Genomic DNA, 17,352 nt, shown 5'->3' with positions numbered 1-17,352 from the left:
ATCTAGAATCCGTTAACACCGTTTACGGTAGTGTACTTCAGTACGTAGTTCTTATCTGGGTAGATACGCTTGAATGCAGACTGCACCATCAACGTCGCCTCGTGGAAACCACACAGGATCAACTTCAACTTACCTGGGTAAGTATTGATGTCTCCAATCGCGTAGATTCCAGGAACGTTCGTGCTGTAATCGAAGGTATTCACCTCGATGGCATTTTTAGAGATGTTCAACTTCCAGTCGGCAATCGGACCTAGTTTCGGCGATAGCCCGAACAAAGGAACCCAGTGATCAGTACCAATCTTCTTCTCACCTTCTTTCGTCTTCACAACAACACCTTCCACGTGAGCATCTCCATCGATACCAACTACCTCTGCTTCAGTCATCAGATTGATCTTGCCAGCACCAGCCATATCAAGAACTTTCTGCACGCTATCAGGGTGACCACGGAATGAGTTGCGTCGGTGAATCATCGTTACTTCAGATGCAACACCTTCAGCTAAGAAGATCGTCCAGTCAAGAGCTGAATCTCCACCTCCAGAGATCACCACCTTCTTTCCTTTGTAGAAGTTAGGATCCTTGATGATGTACTCTACTCCTTTATCCTCGAAATCAGCAAGGTTTGGAACAGGTGGTTTACGTGGCTCAAAGCTTCCAAGTCCTGCTGCAATAGCAATTACTGGAGCCTTGTGAACTGTTCCACGATTCGTTGTCACGATGAAGTGGCCATCCTCTGTTTCTTCAATTTGATCTGCCCGCTCTCCGAGGGTAAACCCTGGCTTGAACGGTTCAATTTGTCTCATGAGGTTATCTACAAGGTCGCCGGCCAATACTTCCGGGAACGCAGGAATATCGTAGATAGGTTTCTTCGGATAGATCTCAGCACATTGTCCACCTGGTTGTGGTAGTGCGTCAATCAAATGACAACGCAATTTCAGCAATCCCGCTTCGAACACCGTGAACAGTCCTACTGGACCTGCACCAATGATCAGGATATCTGTTTCGATCATTCTCTCAAAATTTGGGCAAACTTACTCAAAATGGACGTGCCATGAGTTGACTTGCGTCAGTGGAACAAGTCGAGCGTGTTAATGTTCGAAGTTGTATCTTACCACCTCACGAGAACACGACCATGAGAAAACTATTCCTCTTTGCGCTATTCCTTGCGCCAGCCTTGACTTACGGACAATGTGACGGCGATCGTTACTTCAACTTTGTATTTGAAGAATTTACAGAAGTAGAAGACATTGTTTACGGTGAAAACATCAATAGTACCGGCGTTAGCCAAGAACTCCTATTGGATGTCTACACTCCAAACGGTGATACAGAAGCGCTTCGCCCCCTCGTTATCGTGGTGCACGGTGGGTCTTTCATTGCTGGTAGCAAAGACGAAGTGGATGTCGTTCCAATTAGTGAAGACCTCACAAAAATGGGCTACGTAGTTGCTTCGATCAACTACCGTTTGGGAATCAGCTTGCTTCAAGATATTGAAATCAGTGCAACGAGTGCTGTAGTTCGTGGTTTCCACGATGGCAAAGCAGCGGTTCGTTACTTCCGCAAAGACGTAGCAGAAAATGGAAATCAATATGGTATTGACCCAGACCGCATCTACATGTTAGGTGTGAGTGCCGGTGGATTCGTGGCGCTTCACAACGCTTACCTAGACGACGTTTCTGAAATCCCAGCAGTTGTGGATCAGACCTTGCCTGGTCTCGGTGGAGGCGTTGAAGGAGAAAGTGGAAACGAAGGATACTCTTCTGAGATCCATGGTATCGTGAATATCGCAGGAGCATTGGCTGACACTGCATACATCGACCAGAATGATGTTCCAGTATTGAGTCTTCACGGAACGGGTGATACAGTTGTGCCATTCGGAAGCGACGTACTTCAGCTATTCGGAGCCATCGACGTAGTAGAAGTTGATGGTAGTTCATCTGTGCATGAAGCGGCAGAAGAAAAAGGACTCCTCCACTGCTTTGAAATCTATGAAGGTCAAGGACACGTTCCGCACGTAGAAAATGAGGCGTACTATGACACTACACGCTCATTCACAGCGAGCTTCTTAGGACACTTAGCTTGTCCACAATTTGAATTGAACTGTGAATACCGTGAGTTAACTGGAGGCGTGAATGTGCAAGAGATCACTAACCAATACTCATTCCGAGTATTTCCGAATCCGGTAAATGACATCGTCAACATCGAAGTACCAGGCTTGGAAGGGAAGAACCTCCAGATCTATAACAACCTCGGTCAGTTGGTTGATGAGCAGCGCATTGATCGCGCGATTCTCACGAAAGAACTGAGTGGCCTCCCTGCTGGAACCTACACTTTTGTGGTTGTTGCAGATGATCAAGCTATCCATCGCAAGGTGATTATTCAGTGAGTTTAGAAATCATTGACGATGGGTTCCAAGAAAAAAGACTTCGGGAAAACGCCCAGCGTGCGAAATCGGTAATTACTGTTCTGTATGTCTACGGGGCGCTGCAGCTTGTTGCGCTGTTACCGGGAGTGGCAGAGTACATTGCTCTTTCTGAATCTGAGAACATAAGTGAATTCTCTCAGCGCTATGCTGAAAACAGTAATGCCGAGTTGTGGAATGCGATTGATCTTCTGACAAGTCCTTTGTCTATGATTGCATCGATTCTACTCATCGTATTCTGGATTATGTGGATGAGGCGAGCTTATTACAACATTGAGCAAGTCGCACAGTCTACACTTCCATACACGAATGCTGCTTGCGCATGGTCTTGGTTTGTTCCTATCCTCAATCTTTTTCTTCCCTATCTCTTGATGAGAAGAATCTGGAAGGAAACTCAAGACAACCTGAATATCAATGAACGCCTCAAAGAATCCGACGCTGTGATCACCTTATGGTGGGTAGTGTACATAGGCGGGTCAATCCTGGTCTCTTCTATTGTAGCCTACAGCATATACATCACCTACGTCGGCATTGACATGGAGTCGCCCATCTGGATTTACGAAGACGTCTATTACAACCGTCTTAAAACCCTCTCCATACTCGGGATAATATCCTCAGTAATTCAAGGTCTATTCGGATGTATCGCCGCCGGAATGGTGGTCAATAAAGTCTCAGGACTAGAAAAGATGCTTTGGGAACAGGATCGTGAGCGACTTACTTCCCAAACGGTGTAGCCGTCTCAGGATCTGGCAGGTTGATCGCTTCTACCGACTTCACTTCTGGAGCAACTGATCGGATTGCCTCCTCAACTCCTGCCTTCATCGTCATCATGCTCATTGAACAGTTCGAACAGGCACCATGAAGCTCTACTAGTACGCGAAGGTCGTCTGTGACTTCAACGAGTGAGATATCTCCTCCATCTCCACGAAGGAATGGACGAAGTTCTTCAAGCGAGTGTTCGATCTTTTCTTTTAGGTCTTTCATCCCTGGTTAGGATATTGCATTTTGACATCAACAGTTTGACTTGGCGGAAGGTTGCTTACGCGGTCATCAACTGACTTAACAAAGTTACTGATAATTCCCTGGAAAGCTTCGCTGGCAATGGTGCCCTCTTGCAGCACTGCTGGACGCCCAACATCACCTGCTTCACGAATGCTTTGTACAATTGGCAGTTCTCCCAAGAAAGGAACATTCAATTGCTCTGAAAGCTGCTTCGCTCCATTCTCTCCAAAGAGGTAGTACTTCTTTTCAGGTAATTCCGGAGGAGTGAAGAACGACATGTTTTCGATGATCCCTAGCACAGGAACATTGATACTATCAAGTTGGAACATACTTACCCCTTTGCGCGCATCAGCCAAGGCCACTTCTTGTGGCGTGCTGACAATGACTGCCCCAGTCAAAGGCACAGCTTGCACTACAGAGAGGTGGATATCACCAGTTCCTGGAGGTAAATCAACAATCATGTAATCCAAATCACCCCAATACGCGTCATTGAATAATTGCGTCAAGGCCTTCGTAGCCATCGCCCCTCGCCACACAATCGCTTGTGACACATCAGCAAAGAAACCAATGGAAAGTACCTTTACACCGTAATTACGAAGTGGCTCGATATACTGCTTCCCTCCTACTTCAACCGCTCTCGGTTTGTCATGCACAAGGTCAAACATCAACGGAGCGCTTGGTCCGTAAATATCTGCGTCTACCAACCCCACTTGGAATCCGTTGGCTGCAAGGCCGGCTGCAAGGTTCGCTGCAACAGTTGACTTACCAACGCCACCTTTACCAGAAGCCACGGCAATGATATGCTTCACTCCTGGTAGGGTACGACGTGTTTCCGCTGTCTGCTCCTGTTTTGGAAGTGCTACAGCACGAATATCTGTCTCCACATCGTCGCCCAACACACGCTGAATGGCAAATTCACATGCTTCTTCCATGCGCTTGCGGCTGTGCATAGCTGGGTTGCTCACCTTCACATTGAAGGTCACCTTATTCCCTTCGATCTTCAGGTCTTCCACCAAATTCAAGGTGACAATGTCTTTCTTCAGATCAGGTTCGATCACATTTTGAAGTGCCTCCAAAACATGCTCGCGATTGACTTCTTTCTTGGGCATAGTACAAAGATAGGGGTATCCGGCGTCCGGCGTCCGGCTTCCGAAATTTTATTCATCAAGCACTACCATTTCTGCCGCCAAGCAAAACGGACGCCGAACGCCGGCCTTAACTTTTCATTTAACCCAATTAACATCTCCCCCTGCTAGCTTGTTCCATGATTCGATTGCTGATTATTCCTGCGCTCTTCTTTTTCGCCTACGGCGGAACGCGACCTGCGGCGCTTCAAGAAACCCCTATGACCTTCCAAGACACCATTGGAGTGCTCGTAGCTGACTCCTTCGTACAGCGTCTAGGTGACGTTCCCGCTATCCAAACGCGCAGTAAACACTACTTCAAATACATTGGAGAAAGTGACTCTGTCTTCATCACTAAGGCGATGACCAACGATCCTCACTTCATTTGCGGTTACCCGAAAGGCCCACTCGTTAAAGACAGTATTTACGAGTTCAAAATCTGTTGGTACCACAAAGGCCGAGAAGGCCTTCCATTCAACAAAATGATGGGCTTTCGTCTGAGCAATGGAGACAACGTACCCTGGCGGTTTAAAGGGCGAGTAGAGGAAGAGGAAGAATAAGAATGAGAGGAAGAATGAAAGGGAGAATAAAAATGAGAATAGAATAGCACCAGAAAGGGCATTCAAACATTTAGCCTTTTCGCCATTTAGCCATTTAGCCATTTAGCCTTTATTAATCCTCAAGAGTAAACGGATCCCAAAACAACTCCTTAAACCCAACTACCGTATCATCCTCCACTTGAATCCCCTCTGCTTCGAGGAGTTCTTGCATCTTGAACGGGTGTTCGAAGTGCATTCTTCCTGAGAGTTGACCGTTTCGATTGACTACGCGATGAGCTGGAACAGGTGGCATTTCATTGAAGCTCGCGTTCATGGCATAACCGACCATGCGCGAAGATCGGGCAGCACCGAGGTACTTTGCGATTGCCCCGTAAGATGTTACTCTTCCTTTGGGGATTAGACGAACGACTTGATACACCGAATCGAAGAAGTCGTTTTGTTTAGCCATTATACTTTGATTCGGATGAAGTGAATCTTCTTCCCTTGCTCCAACCACATGCTTTCGTAGTAGGTGCGAATCTTTAGAAGCTCCGCAAGCTCTTCGTCGATTTCATTGATGAATGAACCGTAAACATCAGCAGAGTTCAACAGGATGTCGTATCCCTTCTCTTGGTACTGCTCTAATGTCCATTCATAGAGCAAAACGCTATCGGTCTTGACGTTGATGAAACTACCTGGCTTCAGGAACTTCTTGTAACGTTCAACAAACAATGGTCCAGTGATACGCTTCGTTCCTTTCTCGTCTTTAGGTTGTGGATCAGAGAAGGTGAGCCAAACGCCATCAATTTCATTCTCGTCAAAGAAGCAGTTGATGAATTCGAGTCTCGTACGCAAGAAAGCCACATTATTCATGCCTTCCTGGTCTGAAATCTTTGCTCCACGCCAGAAACGGTGTCCTTTGATATCTACACCGATGAAATTCTGCTCTGGGTATTTGCGGGCCTGACCAACGGTATATTCACCTTTCCCGCATCCGAGTTCGAGGTGAATTGGACGGTCATTTTGAAATACCTTATCGCGCCACTCCCCTTTCATGAAGGGTTTGCCGTCGATAGCATCTTGCAACGGAGGTTCGAATACATGATCGAACTTCTCGTTCTCTTTCCATTTCTTAAGCTTTCCTTTACCCATTGGAACAGAATTGAGCCGGTAAATTTAGTGTAATTTGAGTCCATGTATCGGAAACGAGTGATGTATGCGGTGCTTGATTGGGGATTAGGACATGCCACACGCAGTGTTCCGTTGATCGAACGGCTGATTGAGCATGATGTTCAGGTATTCCTCGCCGGTAACGGTAGCAGCCTCGAATGGCTTGCTAAACGTTTTCCTGACCTTGAATTTCTGGAGAAGCCAGGCAAAGCCATCCGCTACTCGAAATTTTTCAATACGCTGAAGATTGCGCAGCAGGCCCCTTCCTTTTTGGCGAGTGCACTTGCGGAAAAAGAATGGACTCAAGAAATGGTTCGAGACCTTGCACTGCGCGGAATCATCTCAGATAATTGCTACGGAATCGTTTCTGAAAAATGTCCTTCGGTACTGATCTCACATCAGCTGAATCTTCCGGTTCCATCCATCATGCGTTCACCAGCGCAACGCATCATCAAACGCCTCACCGCTAATTTCAACGAGGTATGGATTCCAGACTTGGATTCCTCTTCCGCGCTAGCGGGAAAATTATCTCACCCAGACTCCACGGGAAAAGGCAGATACATTGGACTACTTTCGCAATTCAAGTCAGTTGAAGAACCCGCACCAACAGAGCTTTTAGGAATGGTTTCAGGCCCTGAACCACACCGGACGTTAATGCAAGAGGCCATGGTGAGATTGTTTGAAGCTGACACTCGCGAAGCAGTTATCGTCACAGGCAAACCCGGTGGAGGCACCGAGGTGAAAGACAACGTCACCATCATCCACGACCCCGAACCACAGCAGCTCGCAGAACTGCTCTCCGGCGCCCAAACCATCATCTGCAGAAGCGGCTACTCCAGCCTCATGGACCTCGCCACCTTGGGAAAAAGGGCGGTCATCATTCCAACTCCAGGACAACCAGAACAAGAATTTCTTGCAGATCACTGGGCAGAGCAATTCGGCTTCACGGTCATGGAACAAAAACAACTTGAGAAAGCCGAGCAAGTACCTACTGTTACAGGAACTCCACCTGTAGCGACGGCGAATACGGTGGCGACGGCAATCTTAGACCACTTTATCGAGAGGCTTTAGGCGATAGGCGTTAGGCTTTAGTTAGGGTCACCCTAGACTCTCGACGCTAGACTCTCGACGTTAGACCCTCGTCTCTAGACTAGAGAATTGGATTACCTTTGAATCATGCTAACTCCCCCAAACGACGAACAATTCATGCGTATGGCCATCCGCGAAGCGGAGAAGGCTTTGGACCAGGATGAAATCCCGGTGGGTGCGATCATTGTAGCGAAAGGTCAAGTAATTGCACGTGGTCATAATTTGACTGAACGATTGCATGACTTCACTGCTCATGCTGAAATGCAGGCTTTCACAGCAGCTTCAGAATTCCTTGGAGGAAAGTTTCTCGATCAGTGCACCTTGTATGTGACACTTGAGCCTTGTCCGATGTGCGCCGGGGCTGCTTTTTGGACGCGAATTGGACGTGTTGTTTTCGGTGCTTACGACGAAAAACGAGGCTACCAGCGTTTCCAGAGCAAAATGCCTGATGAACATGTGCTTCATCCTCGCACCGCAGTGAAAGGTGGGGTGTTAGAAGAAGAGTGTGCTGAGCTTCTCAAAGAGTTCTTTCAGAAGAAGCGACAGCAGCGGTTGAATTGATCACCACTCGAATGCAACGATAGGCAGCGCCAAGAAGGCCATTGCAAGTAAGATCAATACTACCATCAATTTCCAAATCCATTTCAGCCACTGACCGAAAGGAATCTTCGCGATACTAAGGATCCCCATGGTTACACCACTGGTCGGAATAATCAAGTTAAAGAGCCCATCACCGAATTGATAAGCGAGGACTGATGTTTGACGACTGATTCCAATCAAGTCACCTAGCGGTGCCATAATCGGAATAGTAATCGCTGCTTGACCTGAACCACTTGGGATAAAGAAGTTGATGAATCCCTGTACCAAGAACATCAATTGAACAGCCACCACCTTTGGAAGTCCATCTACCGCACCTGACATCGCATGAAGGATCGTGTCAATGATTTTACCGTCTTGCGCTATGAGTAGAATACTCTTCGAAAGAGCAATCACAAGAGCTGCCGGCAACATCTCTTTCGCCCCTTTGTAGAATGCATTCACTGTGCCTTGCATACCGAGCTTTCCTACAATAGCCGAGAGAAGTCCAAGCACCACAAATAGTCCTGAGATTTCTGCGATGTACCACCCTTGCCAAATAGCTCCGACGATGACCGCAACTAACGAAAGGAAGAAGAGAAACAGGATCAGTTTTCTTCGTCCGTTAAACTCACCCGTTTCCGGCACCTTTTCATCTAAGTCGAGTTCTGGTAAGAAACGCATCTCTGGATTCGCAATGAGTTTCCGCGCATAGCGCATCACATAAATAGAAGCGGCAATGACGAAGGCCGCGCAAACCAAGGTTCGATATCCAGCACCGCTGAAGAGTTGAACATCTGCGATTCCGTGGGCGATTCCAACAGTGAAAGGATTGAAGGCTGCTCCAGCAAAACCAACACCTGCGCCGATGAAAGGTATTGCTACTCCTACGAAGGCGTCGAATCCCAAATTCCGCGCTAGCGGGAGAGTGATTAGAACGAAAACCAAGGTCTCTTCGCTCATTCCGAAAGAATATCCAGCAAGCGCAAATACCGCCATCAACACTGGAATCAACATCACAGAATTTCCAGGCTTTTCTTTGGCACGCTTTAAAACGCCTTGCAGTGCTGAGTCAATGGCTCCTGTTGCCATCAAAATCGAGAAGGCACCACCGACCAGAATAACAAAGGCAATGATATCTGCAGCAGCCTCAAACCCTTCGAGAGGCGCCGTGAAAGAGCGAAAGAATGATTGCGGAGCCGGATCAACATCATGATATGTTCCAGCCTGAACCAGGGTCTTTTCTTTTCCGTTGACCATTTCAACGGCACGGTCAAATTCACCTGCGGGAATGATCCAAGTCAATCCAATCGCCATGACCATGATGATGGCCACAATAACAAGAGCATCGAGAGTTCGCTTCATGGGCACAAAATAGTGATCGAATCAGACAAAGTCTCGAAACCACCATGACTCTTTATCGTACATTTGGCTGTCGATTAGGAGCTATGCTTGAAATTACGAAGAAGTTTATTCAGGACCTGCAGGCCGACATCCATGCAGGTAAGGACGCAGAGATCAGCGCGAAAGTAGCTGACCTCCACCCTGCCGACCTTGCTGAAATCTTCGATGAAGTGAAGCATGATGAAGCGGTTTACATCTACAAATTGCTTCACAAAGACCTCGCCGCTGACATGCTTGTCGAGCTTGAAGAAGATGTGCGAGAGAAGCTTCTAGGCTCCCTTACCAGTCGTGAAATTGCCCAAGAAATCATCGATCGTATTGATTCTGACGACGCGGCAGACATGATCTCTGAACTTCCAGAAGAGAAGATTGAAGAGATTATTTCTCACATTGACGATGAAGAACAGGCGAGCGACTTGATTGACCTTCTGAATTACGAAGAAGGTACAGCTGGAGCCTTGATGGCGAAAGAGCTAGTCAAAGTCAACCAGAACTGGAATGTGGCGCAGTGTATTCGCGAAATGCGATTGCAGGCTGAAGACATTGAAAACGTCTACACGATCTACGTGGTTGATGACCAAGACACCCTTCTAGGTAAGCTTTCGTTGAAAAAGCTGCTGTTCAGCTCTACTTCTACCCGATCATTGATTCGAGACATCTACAACCCGAAAGAGTTGAAAACGGTAGGTGTAGAAGACGATGCCGATACGGTGGTAACCACCATGGAGAAATATGACTTGGCAGCTGTACCAGTTGTCAATGATGCGAACCAGTTGTTGGGTCGAATCACCTTCGATGATGCCATGGACGTTCTTCGTGAAGAGAGTGATCGCGATTACCAGCTCGCTTCTGGTATCTCGGAAGACGTTGAATCAGATGATAGCATTTGGGAACTCACCCGCGCTCGCCTACCATGGTTGTTGATCGGTATGGCTGGTGGAATCTCTGGTGCCTATGTCATTGGCGCATTTGATATCGAAAAGAATCCGGGAATGGCCTTGTTCATCCCGTTGATTGCGGCGATGGGAGGAAATGTTGGTGTGCAATCAGCGGCCATCGTTGTGCAAGGTTTGGCGAACAAGAGCATCAAGACCAATGAGATTGCCAAACGACTAGGAAAGGAACTTGGCGTTGGTGTGTTGAACGGACTAATTTGTGCAGTCATCATTTTGTTGGCTAGCTACATCCTGAATTTCGGTCTGGCGTTGAGTCTTACGGTGAGTATCGCTTTGTTGGCGGTTATCATCTTCGCGGCTCTGTTTGGTACATTCATTCCGCTCGTACTTGATCGCTACAAGATTGATCCTGCCTTGGCTACAGGTCCCTTTATCACCACAGCCAATGATATTATCGGTTTGATCATCTACTTCCTTGTCGGAAACATCATCAGCGGCATTTTCTAAATGAGAGTTCTATTTATTGACCAGGTCCATGAAATCCTTGAGCAGCGTTTGACCGCCCATGGATGTATCTGTGAGCACGATCATTTTAGTTCATATGATGAAATTCTCGAGAAGCTACCTGCCTATCAAGGGGTAGTAATTCGCAGTCGCATTCCCGTTGACCAGGGCTTCTTCGATGCTGCTTCACAGTTGAAGTTTATTGCTCGTAGTGGTGCTGGTTTAGAAAATATTGATCTCGCTATCGCGGAATCGCGAGGTATTCAAGTGTTCAATTCTCCTGAAGGAAATCGAGACGCGGTGGGTGAGCAAGCCATCGGTATGCTCCTCATGCTTGCTAATCATTTAAAGCGGGCCGACAACGAAGTGCGTCAAGGCATCTGGAGGAGAGAAGAAAACCGCGGTTGGGAACTAGCGGAGAAAACAGTGGGTATTATCGGATTCGGGAAAATGGGTTCCGCGCTAGCGGAAAAACTACAAGGATTCCGATGCCGTATCATTGCCTATGACAAGTACAAAAAAGTCGAATTCCCCGGTGTTGAAGACGTCTCGCTGGATTATCTCCAGGCTGAATCAGACATCATCAGCCTCCATCTCCCACAAAGTGAAGAAACGCATCATTATGTTGATGCAGCCTTCATTGAAGCGTGCGCTCGTCCGTTCATATTAATCAATACTGCCCGCGGCAAAAACGTTGATACGGAAGCACTTGTTGAAGGCCTTCGTAATCAAACGATCGCCGGAGCATGTTTGGATGTATTAGAATACGAGAAGCGCTCCTTTGAGAGCCTTTCGGCCGAAGCGCTTCCGGAGGCCTTCCGTTATCTTATTCAGGCCGAAAATGTAGTGCTATCACCTCATGTAGCCGGATGGACACATGAGAGTTATGTCAAGCTCAGCAGCTTTCTTGCAGACAAAATCATCAAGGCGTTCCCTCAGCCATAGTCTGCGCCTCTGAAATGATGTAAGGGTACACTTCGCGAATAGCGATAACTTGCCTACCGAGCGCTTCATTCTCCGGCTGACGTTTCCACTCTGCTTCCATTTCAGTGTAAGTCATTTCAAAACGCTCCTTGGCAATGCGGTCACGTTGTTCCCGAATCGCGGCCTCCAGTTCATTCTGGATGGCGATGTAGAGGTCATAAGATGTCGCGCGATCACAATTCACACTGATGACGGCGCTACCGGGCAGTGCTGAGAACCTTCCCAACTCTTCTACTGCAGCCTCCCAACGGTCAAGTTTCTCCATCGCTTCATTGAAGGTAGCTTGAGAGATTTCTCCCTGATTCAATCGGAGCTGGTAGTTCGTCCGCTTTTCCCGGATGACCTGATCGTTGACCATTTCCCGAACGGGCACTCCCTCGATGGGAGCCAATACTGGAGAAGTAACTCCATCACCATTGGCAACAACAAACTCAACACAGCGTGTTCTCAATTCGCTCACATCGAGTTCTTCTCCATCGACCAAAAGTTGGTCAAAAGCGTTGCTCAGCACCACCAATGCATTGCGATCATTAGTTGGATCGGCTTGACTCGGAGAATCTGAAAAGGGCGGTAGAAATCGTTTGATTCCCTCATCTCCATTGAGCGTGCTAGAGAGTAACCAAAAGATGAGTAGCAGGAAAGCGATGTCAGCCATGGAGGAGGCTGCAATCTGTGGAACTGTACGTTTCATAGGATAATTAGTATTTCCTATTCAACGCCTTCAAACATCACCTTATTCAATTGTCAATCAACACTTTGACCTAATAATCACATATCAAAAAAGGGAACCCAATGGATTCCCTTTTTACTATTTCTTGAATTGAGATTACTCCTCTCCTGTACGGTCACGACGACCTGCAGAGTAGAGTACTTTCAGTGCAGATGCTTTGCGGAGCTCTTGCTTCACATCTGTCACGATTCCCATCTTCGTTTCTTTGTCCACTTTTAGTGAAACCCACATCTTACTTTGCTCAGCTTCGTTGAGCGTTGTACGCTCTTTTTCAACCCATTCATAGATTTCAGCTGGAGAAGCAAAGGCATCGTTCAACTGCATCACAGGATCTGTTCCGTAGCGGGTATCCTGAGGTACACCGATGTTGACGTAGCGAATCAAGTGTTTCTTCTCAATACGGTAGAGCTCAGAGGCGTCAGGTCGGATCACACGAACCTTCTCTTCTTCGGTACGCAATACAGTTGCCACCATGAAGAAGAAAAGAAGCATGAACACGATGTCAGGAAGTGAAGCGGTAGATACCTCTCCAACGACCCTCTTCTTCTTTTTTCCAAATTGTGCCATGTGTGCTTCTGAGTTTAGTTATACACTGCTCCTGCATCCTGTGGCTCAGCCTCAGAGATACGTTGTGGATATACAGCTCGTACAGCGAAGATTTTCTGGCGAGTAAGCTCGTCAGGGCTCTTCTCGTACTTCTCTTCCAAAGCTGAATAAGACATGCCGAATTTCGCCTGCGAGAGCTCGTCACGAAGCTCATTGATGGCTGCTTCCAGCTCGTTATTCACCTGGATGTAAGTATCGTAGCTAGTGTTGCGGTCATTTCGCATAGAAATGATCGCCGATCCAGGAAGCTGGCGGTAATCTCCTCCAAGTAGATCGATGGCCGCGAGTTTATCTCGCCAGCTCTCGAGTACTTTTTGGAATGCCTTTTTCGCATCTGGATCAGATGCTCCACGCACAGCTGCTTCATATTCGGCAACCTTCTGTGCTACGAATGCTTTTCGTACCCATTCTCTCACTGGAAGATCTGGATCTTCTGGAGTCTCTGGGTAGAGTATTCCGTCTCCTGTAGCTGTGAGGAAGTCTTTCGCACGATCCTTCAATCGGTCGATTTTCAATTCTTCACCTTCCACGAGGAGGTCGTTGTTCGCGTTCACAAGTACCACGAATACGTTACGCTCTCGCACTGGAGGAACGTTGACGTCTGGCGGCACCGGTGGTGGTAACTGACGTTTCACCCCTTCGTCCGAGTCGATGGTCGTAGTCACCAGCCAGAAAATCAATAGAAGGAAGGCGATGTCAGCCATCGATCCTGCATTGATTTCTTGTAGTGGTCTTCTTGCCATTCGATTCGGGGTTATTTGAAGAATCGGCTCACCTCAGCCCAAATGATGCTGAGTAGTGCAATTCCTCCTAGGATGTATACAAAGATTACTCCGCCACCTGCAAAAGATGACTCACCTTCAGTTACTTCGATACCTGAGCTTTCGTATGCTGAAAGTACCGTACCGTCTGCTAGAGCGTAGAAACTGATCAATCCGATCACAGCGAATACCGCGAATCCAATAAGAGAACCCATGCGATTTTTGATGTTACCGAAGAAATAGACCAGTCCGAAGATGATCGCTGCTGCTGCACATAGTACGAGCGCACCAACCATCAGGTTGTAAACCCCGTCGAGTAGGCCACCGTAGTTGGCCATCCCCTCGACATACGTTTCTTCAGCAACGCTTGCTCCTGCGATCATGATCAATAGAATTGACCCGATAGCAATGATCAGCGTACGAAGAACCGCTAGTCCGATTTTTAATCCTTGACTTTTCATGCTAAGCCTCCTTATTACTTAGATCGACGCATCTTGTAGAGCATATCTACTAGTTCCATCGAAGATTCTTCCATATCTAGCACTAGGCTATCGATCTTAGAAAGAATGTAGTTGTAGAAAATCTGAAGAATGATGGCTACAATAAGACCCGATACCGTAGTAATCAAGGCTACCTTAATACCACCTGCTACAATAGATGCGTTAATTGTGTTCGCCTCAGCAATCTTATCGAAGGCCGAGATCATACCGATTACCGTTCCCATGAAACCAAGCATCGGTGCGAGTGCGATAAAGAGTGATATCCAAGAAAGACCGCTCTCTAGCTTGCTCATTTCAACTGAACCGTTGTCTTCAATTGCCTTCACCATCTCTTGGAAATCACCGTCGTAACGGTCAAGACCTTGGTAGAAGATTGAAGCAACAGGACCACGAGTGTTACGGCAAACTTCTTTTGCCGCTTCAGCACCACCTGCTTTTAGCGCGTCTTCAACTTTCGCTAAAAGTTTGTCAGTGTTTGTGGTAGCCATGTTCAAGTAAATGATACGCTCGATCGCAAGTGCCAATCCGAAGATTAGACAGATCAATACGAAAGCCATGAACGTTGCACCCCCTTCGATGAAGTAACGCTTCACTGTTTGGTGGAAGCTCAATACTTCACGCTTTTCAGCAGGAGCATCAGCAGCGTCCGCCTCGAGAGCTTCTTTGGCTGCTTGAGCACGGTTTTGAAGGTTCGCAGCAGCTTTCTGAGCAGCAGCGGCAGCAGAATCAGCGCCTGCTTCCATGGCATCGCCAGCTTCGTCTACCATTTCTCCGGCAGCATCTGTTACTTCTTCTGTAATTGTTTCTCCTCCATCTTGAGCAGAAAGATTGTTCGCCAATCCGAATGTAAGAGCTCCGAAGATGGCAATGAACGCAAGCAGTTTTTTCATGGTTCTTTAATTGATTTAACTTCTTGTCTGAATGGGTTAACCTTTAATATTCAGTTATTTCCTTTGTTTGGTTTGTTGACTTAGCGGAGAGACAGGGATTCGAACCCTGGATCCCTTGCGGGAAACACGCTTTCCAGGCGTGCGCCTTAAGCCACTCGGCCACCTCTCCGTGATTTCCACTGACAGGTGACTCGGCATTACTCAAGTTCTAACGCCACTTTCCCTCCTTTAAGTGGGCGGCAAATTACGAAAAAATCAATGAGAACAACAATTCCAAAGCCCTTCAAACACAAGCGATTTCTATACAAGTGAAGAGTAGGATGTCAACTCTCCTCGCATAGGTGTAAGCATCTGATTTCCAAATGTTTCAACATCTCCACACTGGGGTATTAAATACATCATTTTTGTCAGTGCTGCCTCAAAGGTCATATCGGCCGCTGGTATCACTCCTAACTCCATCATGGAAGTACTCGTTGCGTACCTACCTTGCTCTACAAAGCCTTCACTGCATTGCGTCACATTCACCATAAACACGCCCTTTTCGCGCAATTTCCCGAGTTCTTCAATGAACCATGGGAGGTCTGGAGAATTACCTGATCCGAAGGTCTCTATTATCAAACCTTTAAGATTTGGCGTGCTGCAAATCCCTTGCACTACTTCTTTGCGAATACCCGGGAATAATTTCAGCACAGCCACCCTAGAATCCATCTCATATTGGACAGAAAAAGGTGTTTCTTCAGATACTACAGGGAATAAATTGGTTCGAAACTGCACGTGTATGCCTGCTTCGGCTAGCGCCGGAAGATTCGGACTATGAATCGCGTCAAACGCTTCCGTACTGTATTTGTGTGTACGATTTCCTCGATAGAGAGCGGAGCCAAAATAGATGGCTACTTCTCGAATTACCGGAGTATTGTTCGAAGCCATCCCAGCCAGCTGAATGGAAGTAATAAGATTCTCTTTTCCATCGGTACGCAATACCCCTATCGGAAGCTGACTTCCTGTGAATATCACTGGTTTCTGCAATCCACGAAGCATGAAACTCAATGCAGAAGCTGAGTAGGCCATGGTATCTGTACCATGCAGCACCACGAAACCATCATATTGCTCGTAGTTGCTTTCTATCTGGCGCGCCATCTGCTGCCAGTGCTCTACTTGGATGTTTGAAGAGTCCAAGATCGGATCAAAAGAAACGGCGTCAATAACCAGATCAAAGCGTGTCAGCTCAGGAACCTGATGAGAGAGCTGTTCAAAATCAAAAGGAATCAACGAACGCGATTCCGGATCTTCCATCATACCGATGGTGCCTCCTGTATATATGATTAAGACCGATCTAGCCATGACGCAATATGCGAATTAGATGTTGAACAAGCGTTGTGCGTTTGTTGTCGTCAACGCTGCTAGCTCATCGATGGACATTTCAAGTACATCTGCAGAACGCTGGGCTACCAATTGAGTATAGGCAGATTCGTTGCGCTTACCACGATGCGGTTTGGGAGCGAGGTAAGGGCTATCGGTTTCCAGAATGATCTTCGAGCGATCAATAGAAGGCAACACTTTATCGACTCCTCCGTTCTTGAAAGTCACCACGCCACCAATGCCAAAATAGAATCCACCATAGCCATCGATGTGCTGGGCGTGCTCTTCAGTCCCTGTGAAACAATGGAATACACCGGTTAGGCGGTCGTCATTCAATTCATCGAGTAGCGAAAGCGTCTCGTCAAATGCATCTCTCACGTGCAACACCACTGGAAGTCCTTTCTCTTTCGCCCATTCAATCTGAATGCGAAATGCTTCCTTCTGCTCCTCGAGAAAGGTTTTATCCCAGTATAGATCCATCCCCATCTCCCCTACAGCGATGTATTCTCCGTTTTCTAGTTCTGCCTTTAGTGTGGCAAGTACCTCTTGAAAGTCAGCTTTCACAGAACAAGGATGAAGTCCCATCATAGGGTACATCGCATCAGGATGCGCAGCAACAAGGTCTTTCATCCCTTGAATCGACTCCAAGTCAATATTCGGCAATAGCATTTGCTTCACACCAGCGTCAAAAGCACGCTGAACCATTTCCTCACGGTCTTCATCAAATTGCGACGAATACAGATGTGTATGGGTATCGATCAAAAACATGGTGCAAAAGTACAATTCAGTTCCGCGAGGCACT

20 protein-coding genes and 1 tRNA gene are annotated in these 17,352 nt (G+C 47.2%); 7 read left to right on the top strand and 14 right to left on the bottom strand.

What is annotated here, in order from left to right; all coding sequences use genetic code 11:
* Positions 1–2 precede the first annotated feature (2 nt).
* Complete coding sequence (locus RA156_RS01050) at positions 3–1,007, bottom strand: NAD(P)/FAD-dependent oxidoreductase (RefSeq protein WP_306642079.1); 1,005 nt, start codon at positions 1,005–1,007, stop codon at positions 3–5.
* 122 nt (positions 1,008–1,129) lie between these two features.
* On the opposite strand from RA156_RS01050, the gene RA156_RS01045 reads away from it, so the two are divergent.
* Both RA156_RS01045 and RA156_RS01040 read left to right on the top strand, forming a co-directional pair.
* Complete coding sequence (locus tag RA156_RS01045) at positions 1,130–2,380, top strand: T9SS type A sorting domain-containing protein (RefSeq protein ID WP_306642078.1); 1,251 nt, start codon at positions 1,130–1,132, stop codon at positions 2,378–2,380.
* Positions 2,377–3,150 carry a DUF4328 domain-containing protein gene (locus tag RA156_RS01040; RefSeq protein ID WP_306642077.1) on the top strand — a complete coding sequence of 258 codons (774 nt, stop codon included), beginning with the start codon at positions 2,377–2,379 and terminating at the stop codon, positions 3,148–3,150. The genes RA156_RS01045 and RA156_RS01040 overlap by 4 nt, the downstream gene beginning before the upstream one ends.
* Here RA156_RS01040 and RA156_RS01035 read toward each other — a convergent pair.
* Positions 3,131–3,400, bottom strand: coding sequence for a NifU family protein (locus tag RA156_RS01035; RefSeq protein WP_306642076.1), 270 nt, complete (start codon positions 3,398–3,400; stop codon positions 3,131–3,133). The genes RA156_RS01040 and RA156_RS01035 overlap by 20 nt on opposite strands.
* Complete coding sequence (locus tag RA156_RS01030) at positions 3,397–4,527, bottom strand: Mrp/NBP35 family ATP-binding protein (RefSeq protein ID WP_306642075.1); 1,131 nt, start codon at positions 4,525–4,527, stop codon at positions 3,397–3,399. Before RA156_RS01030 ends, RA156_RS01035 begins: the two co-directional genes overlap by 4 nt.
* Before the next feature lie 155 nt (positions 4,528–4,682).
* On the opposite strand from RA156_RS01030, the gene RA156_RS01025 reads away from it, so the two are divergent.
* Positions 4,683–5,102 (top strand): hypothetical protein, encoded by a 420-nt coding sequence (locus RA156_RS01025; RefSeq protein WP_306642074.1) that lies wholly within the window; start codon positions 4,683–4,685, stop codon positions 5,100–5,102.
* A gap of 112 nt (positions 5,103–5,214) precedes the next feature.
* Here RA156_RS01025 and RA156_RS01020 read toward each other — a convergent pair whose 3' ends face one another.
* Positions 5,215–5,550: an MGMT family protein gene (locus RA156_RS01020; RefSeq protein ID WP_306642073.1), complete on the bottom strand. Its 336-nt coding sequence runs from the start codon at positions 5,548–5,550 to the stop codon at positions 5,215–5,217.
* A complete protein-coding gene (gene trmB / locus RA156_RS01015; RefSeq protein WP_306642072.1) occupies positions 5,550–6,233 on the bottom strand; it encodes a tRNA (guanosine(46)-N7)-methyltransferase TrmB in 684 nt (227 codons plus the stop codon). Before trmB ends, RA156_RS01020 begins: the two co-directional genes overlap by 1 nt.
* A gap of 42 nt (positions 6,234–6,275) precedes the next feature.
* Here trmB and RA156_RS01010 point away from each other — a divergent pair, with 42 nt between their 5' ends.
* On the top strand, positions 6,276–7,322 hold the full coding sequence (locus RA156_RS01010; protein ID WP_306642071.1) for a glycosyltransferase: 1,047 nt from the start codon (positions 6,276–6,278) through the stop codon (positions 7,320–7,322).
* 105 nt (positions 7,323–7,427) lie between these two features.
* Positions 7,428–7,901: a nucleoside deaminase gene (locus RA156_RS01005; protein ID WP_306642070.1), complete on the top strand. Its 474-nt coding sequence runs from the start codon at positions 7,428–7,430 to the stop codon at positions 7,899–7,901.
* Here the strand turns inward: RA156_RS01005 and RA156_RS01000 are convergent, their stop codons facing one another.
* Positions 7,902–9,281 (bottom strand): YfcC family protein, encoded by a 1,380-nt coding sequence (locus RA156_RS01000; RefSeq protein WP_306642069.1) that lies wholly within the window; start codon positions 9,279–9,281, stop codon positions 7,902–7,904.
* A 44-nt stretch (positions 9,282–9,325) separates the two neighbouring features.
* On the opposite strand from RA156_RS01000, the gene mgtE reads away from it, so the two are divergent.
* Together mgtE and RA156_RS00990 are read left to right on the top strand one after the other, a co-directional pair.
* The gene (gene mgtE, locus RA156_RS00995) at positions 9,326–10,723 is read left to right on the top strand and encodes a magnesium transporter (RefSeq protein ID WP_306642068.1); all 1,398 of its coding nucleotides are present in this window, start codon (positions 9,326–9,328) and stop codon (positions 10,721–10,723) included.
* Positions 10,724–11,665 (top strand): NAD(P)-dependent oxidoreductase, encoded by a 942-nt coding sequence (locus tag RA156_RS00990; RefSeq protein ID WP_306642066.1) that lies wholly within the window; start codon positions 10,724–10,726, stop codon positions 11,663–11,665. It abuts the gene before it with no gap.
* On the opposite strand, the gene RA156_RS00985 is transcribed toward RA156_RS00990, so the two are convergent.
* The 8 genes from RA156_RS00985 to RA156_RS00950 form a co-directional block, all read right to left on the bottom strand.
* Positions 11,643–12,395 carry an ExbD/TolR family protein gene (locus RA156_RS00985; RefSeq protein ID WP_306642064.1) on the bottom strand — a complete coding sequence of 251 codons (753 nt, stop codon included), beginning with the start codon at positions 12,393–12,395 and terminating at the stop codon, positions 11,643–11,645. The genes RA156_RS00990 and RA156_RS00985 overlap by 23 nt on opposite strands.
* Positions 12,396–12,530: 135 nt before the next feature.
* Complete coding sequence (locus tag RA156_RS00980; protein ID WP_306642063.1) at positions 12,531–13,001, bottom strand: ExbD/TolR family protein; 471 nt, start codon at positions 12,999–13,001, stop codon at positions 12,531–12,533.
* A 14-nt stretch (positions 13,002–13,015) separates the two neighbouring features.
* Complete coding sequence (locus tag RA156_RS00975) at positions 13,016–13,783, bottom strand: ExbD/TolR family protein (RefSeq protein WP_306642061.1); 768 nt, start codon at positions 13,781–13,783, stop codon at positions 13,016–13,018.
* Between the two features lie 11 nt (positions 13,784–13,794).
* Positions 13,795–14,262: a hypothetical protein gene (locus RA156_RS00970; protein WP_306642059.1), complete on the bottom strand. Its 468-nt coding sequence runs from the start codon at positions 14,260–14,262 to the stop codon at positions 13,795–13,797.
* A gap of 14 nt (positions 14,263–14,276) precedes the next feature.
* Positions 14,277–15,191, bottom strand: a complete 915-nt coding sequence (locus tag RA156_RS00965) for a MotA/TolQ/ExbB proton channel family protein (protein ID WP_306642057.1) — start codon at positions 15,189–15,191, stop codon at positions 14,277–14,279.
* A gap of 84 nt (positions 15,192–15,275) precedes the next feature.
* A tRNA-Ser gene (locus RA156_RS00960) sits at positions 15,276–15,360 on the bottom strand.
* A gap of 131 nt (positions 15,361–15,491) precedes the next feature.
* Positions 15,492–16,532 carry an asparaginase gene (locus RA156_RS00955; RefSeq protein ID WP_306642055.1) on the bottom strand — a complete coding sequence of 347 codons (1,041 nt, stop codon included), beginning with the start codon at positions 16,530–16,532 and terminating at the stop codon, positions 15,492–15,494.
* Between the two features lie 15 nt (positions 16,533–16,547).
* Positions 16,548–17,318 (bottom strand): TatD family hydrolase, encoded by a 771-nt coding sequence (locus RA156_RS00950; protein WP_306642053.1) that lies wholly within the window; start codon positions 17,316–17,318, stop codon positions 16,548–16,550.
* Positions 17,319–17,352: the final 34 nt, after the last annotated feature.

Source organism: Sanyastnella coralliicola (assembly GCF_030845195.1).
In the GTDB taxonomy this organism is placed as follows: Bacteria; Bacteroidota; Bacteroidia; order Flavobacteriales_D; family Sanyastnellaceae; genus Sanyastnella; species Sanyastnella coralliicola.
The sequence above is the reverse complement of the archived record's forward strand: the minus strand, read 5'-3'. Positions and strand labels throughout refer to the sequence as shown.

Bases quoted from the DNA above. Each gene is read 5' to 3' on its own strand.
- RA156_RS01005 (WP_306642070.1), top strand. From the start codon at position 7,428: ATGCTAACTCCCCCAAACGACGAACAATTCATGCGTATGGCCATCCGC.
- RA156_RS00955 (WP_306642055.1), bottom strand. From the start codon at position 16,532: ATGGCTAGATCGGTCTTAATCATATATACAGGAGGCACCATCGGTATG.
- RA156_RS00980 (WP_306642063.1), bottom strand. From the start codon at position 13,001: ATGGCACAATTTGGAAAAAAGAAGAAGAGGGTCGTTGGAGAGGTATCT.
- RA156_RS01045 (WP_306642078.1), top strand. From the start codon at position 1,130: ATGAGAAAACTATTCCTCTTTGCGCTATTCCTTGCGCCAGCCTTGACT.
- RA156_RS00965 (WP_306642057.1), bottom strand. From the start codon at position 15,191: ATGAAAAAACTGCTTGCGTTCATTGCCATCTTCGGAGCTCTTACATTC.
- RA156_RS01050 (WP_306642079.1), bottom strand. From the start codon at position 1,007: ATGATCGAAACAGATATCCTGATCATTGGTGCAGGTCCAGTAGGACTG.
- RA156_RS00985 (WP_306642064.1), bottom strand. From the start codon at position 12,395: ATGAAACGTACAGTTCCACAGATTGCAGCCTCCTCCATGGCTGACATC.
- RA156_RS01035 (WP_306642076.1), bottom strand. From the start codon at position 3,400: ATGAAAGACCTAAAAGAAAAGATCGAACACTCGCTTGAAGAACTTCGT.
- RA156_RS01010 (WP_306642071.1), top strand. From the start codon at position 6,276: ATGTATCGGAAACGAGTGATGTATGCGGTGCTTGATTGGGGATTAGGA.
- RA156_RS00970 (WP_306642059.1), bottom strand. From the start codon at position 14,262: ATGAAAAGTCAAGGATTAAAAATCGGACTAGCGGTTCTTCGTACGCTG.
- RA156_RS01025 (WP_306642074.1), top strand. From the start codon at position 4,683: ATGATTCGATTGCTGATTATTCCTGCGCTCTTCTTTTTCGCCTACGGC.
- RA156_RS00950 (WP_306642053.1), bottom strand. From the start codon at position 17,318: ATGTTTTTGATCGATACCCATACACATCTGTATTCGTCGCAATTTGAT.
- RA156_RS00990 (WP_306642066.1), top strand. From the start codon at position 10,724: ATGAGAGTTCTATTTATTGACCAGGTCCATGAAATCCTTGAGCAGCGT.
- mgtE (WP_306642068.1), top strand. From the start codon at position 9,326: ATGACTCTTTATCGTACATTTGGCTGTCGATTAGGAGCTATGCTTGAA.
- RA156_RS00975 (WP_306642061.1), bottom strand. From the start codon at position 13,783: ATGGCAAGAAGACCACTACAAGAAATCAATGCAGGATCGATGGCTGAC.
- RA156_RS01020 (WP_306642073.1), bottom strand. From the start codon at position 5,550: ATGGCTAAACAAAACGACTTCTTCGATTCGGTGTATCAAGTCGTTCGT.
- RA156_RS01000 (WP_306642069.1), bottom strand. From the start codon at position 9,281: ATGAAGCGAACTCTCGATGCTCTTGTTATTGTGGCCATCATCATGGTC.
- trmB (WP_306642072.1), bottom strand. From the start codon at position 6,233: ATGGGTAAAGGAAAGCTTAAGAAATGGAAAGAGAACGAGAAGTTCGAT.
- RA156_RS01030 (WP_306642075.1), bottom strand. From the start codon at position 4,527: ATGCCCAAGAAAGAAGTCAATCGCGAGCATGTTTTGGAGGCACTTCAA.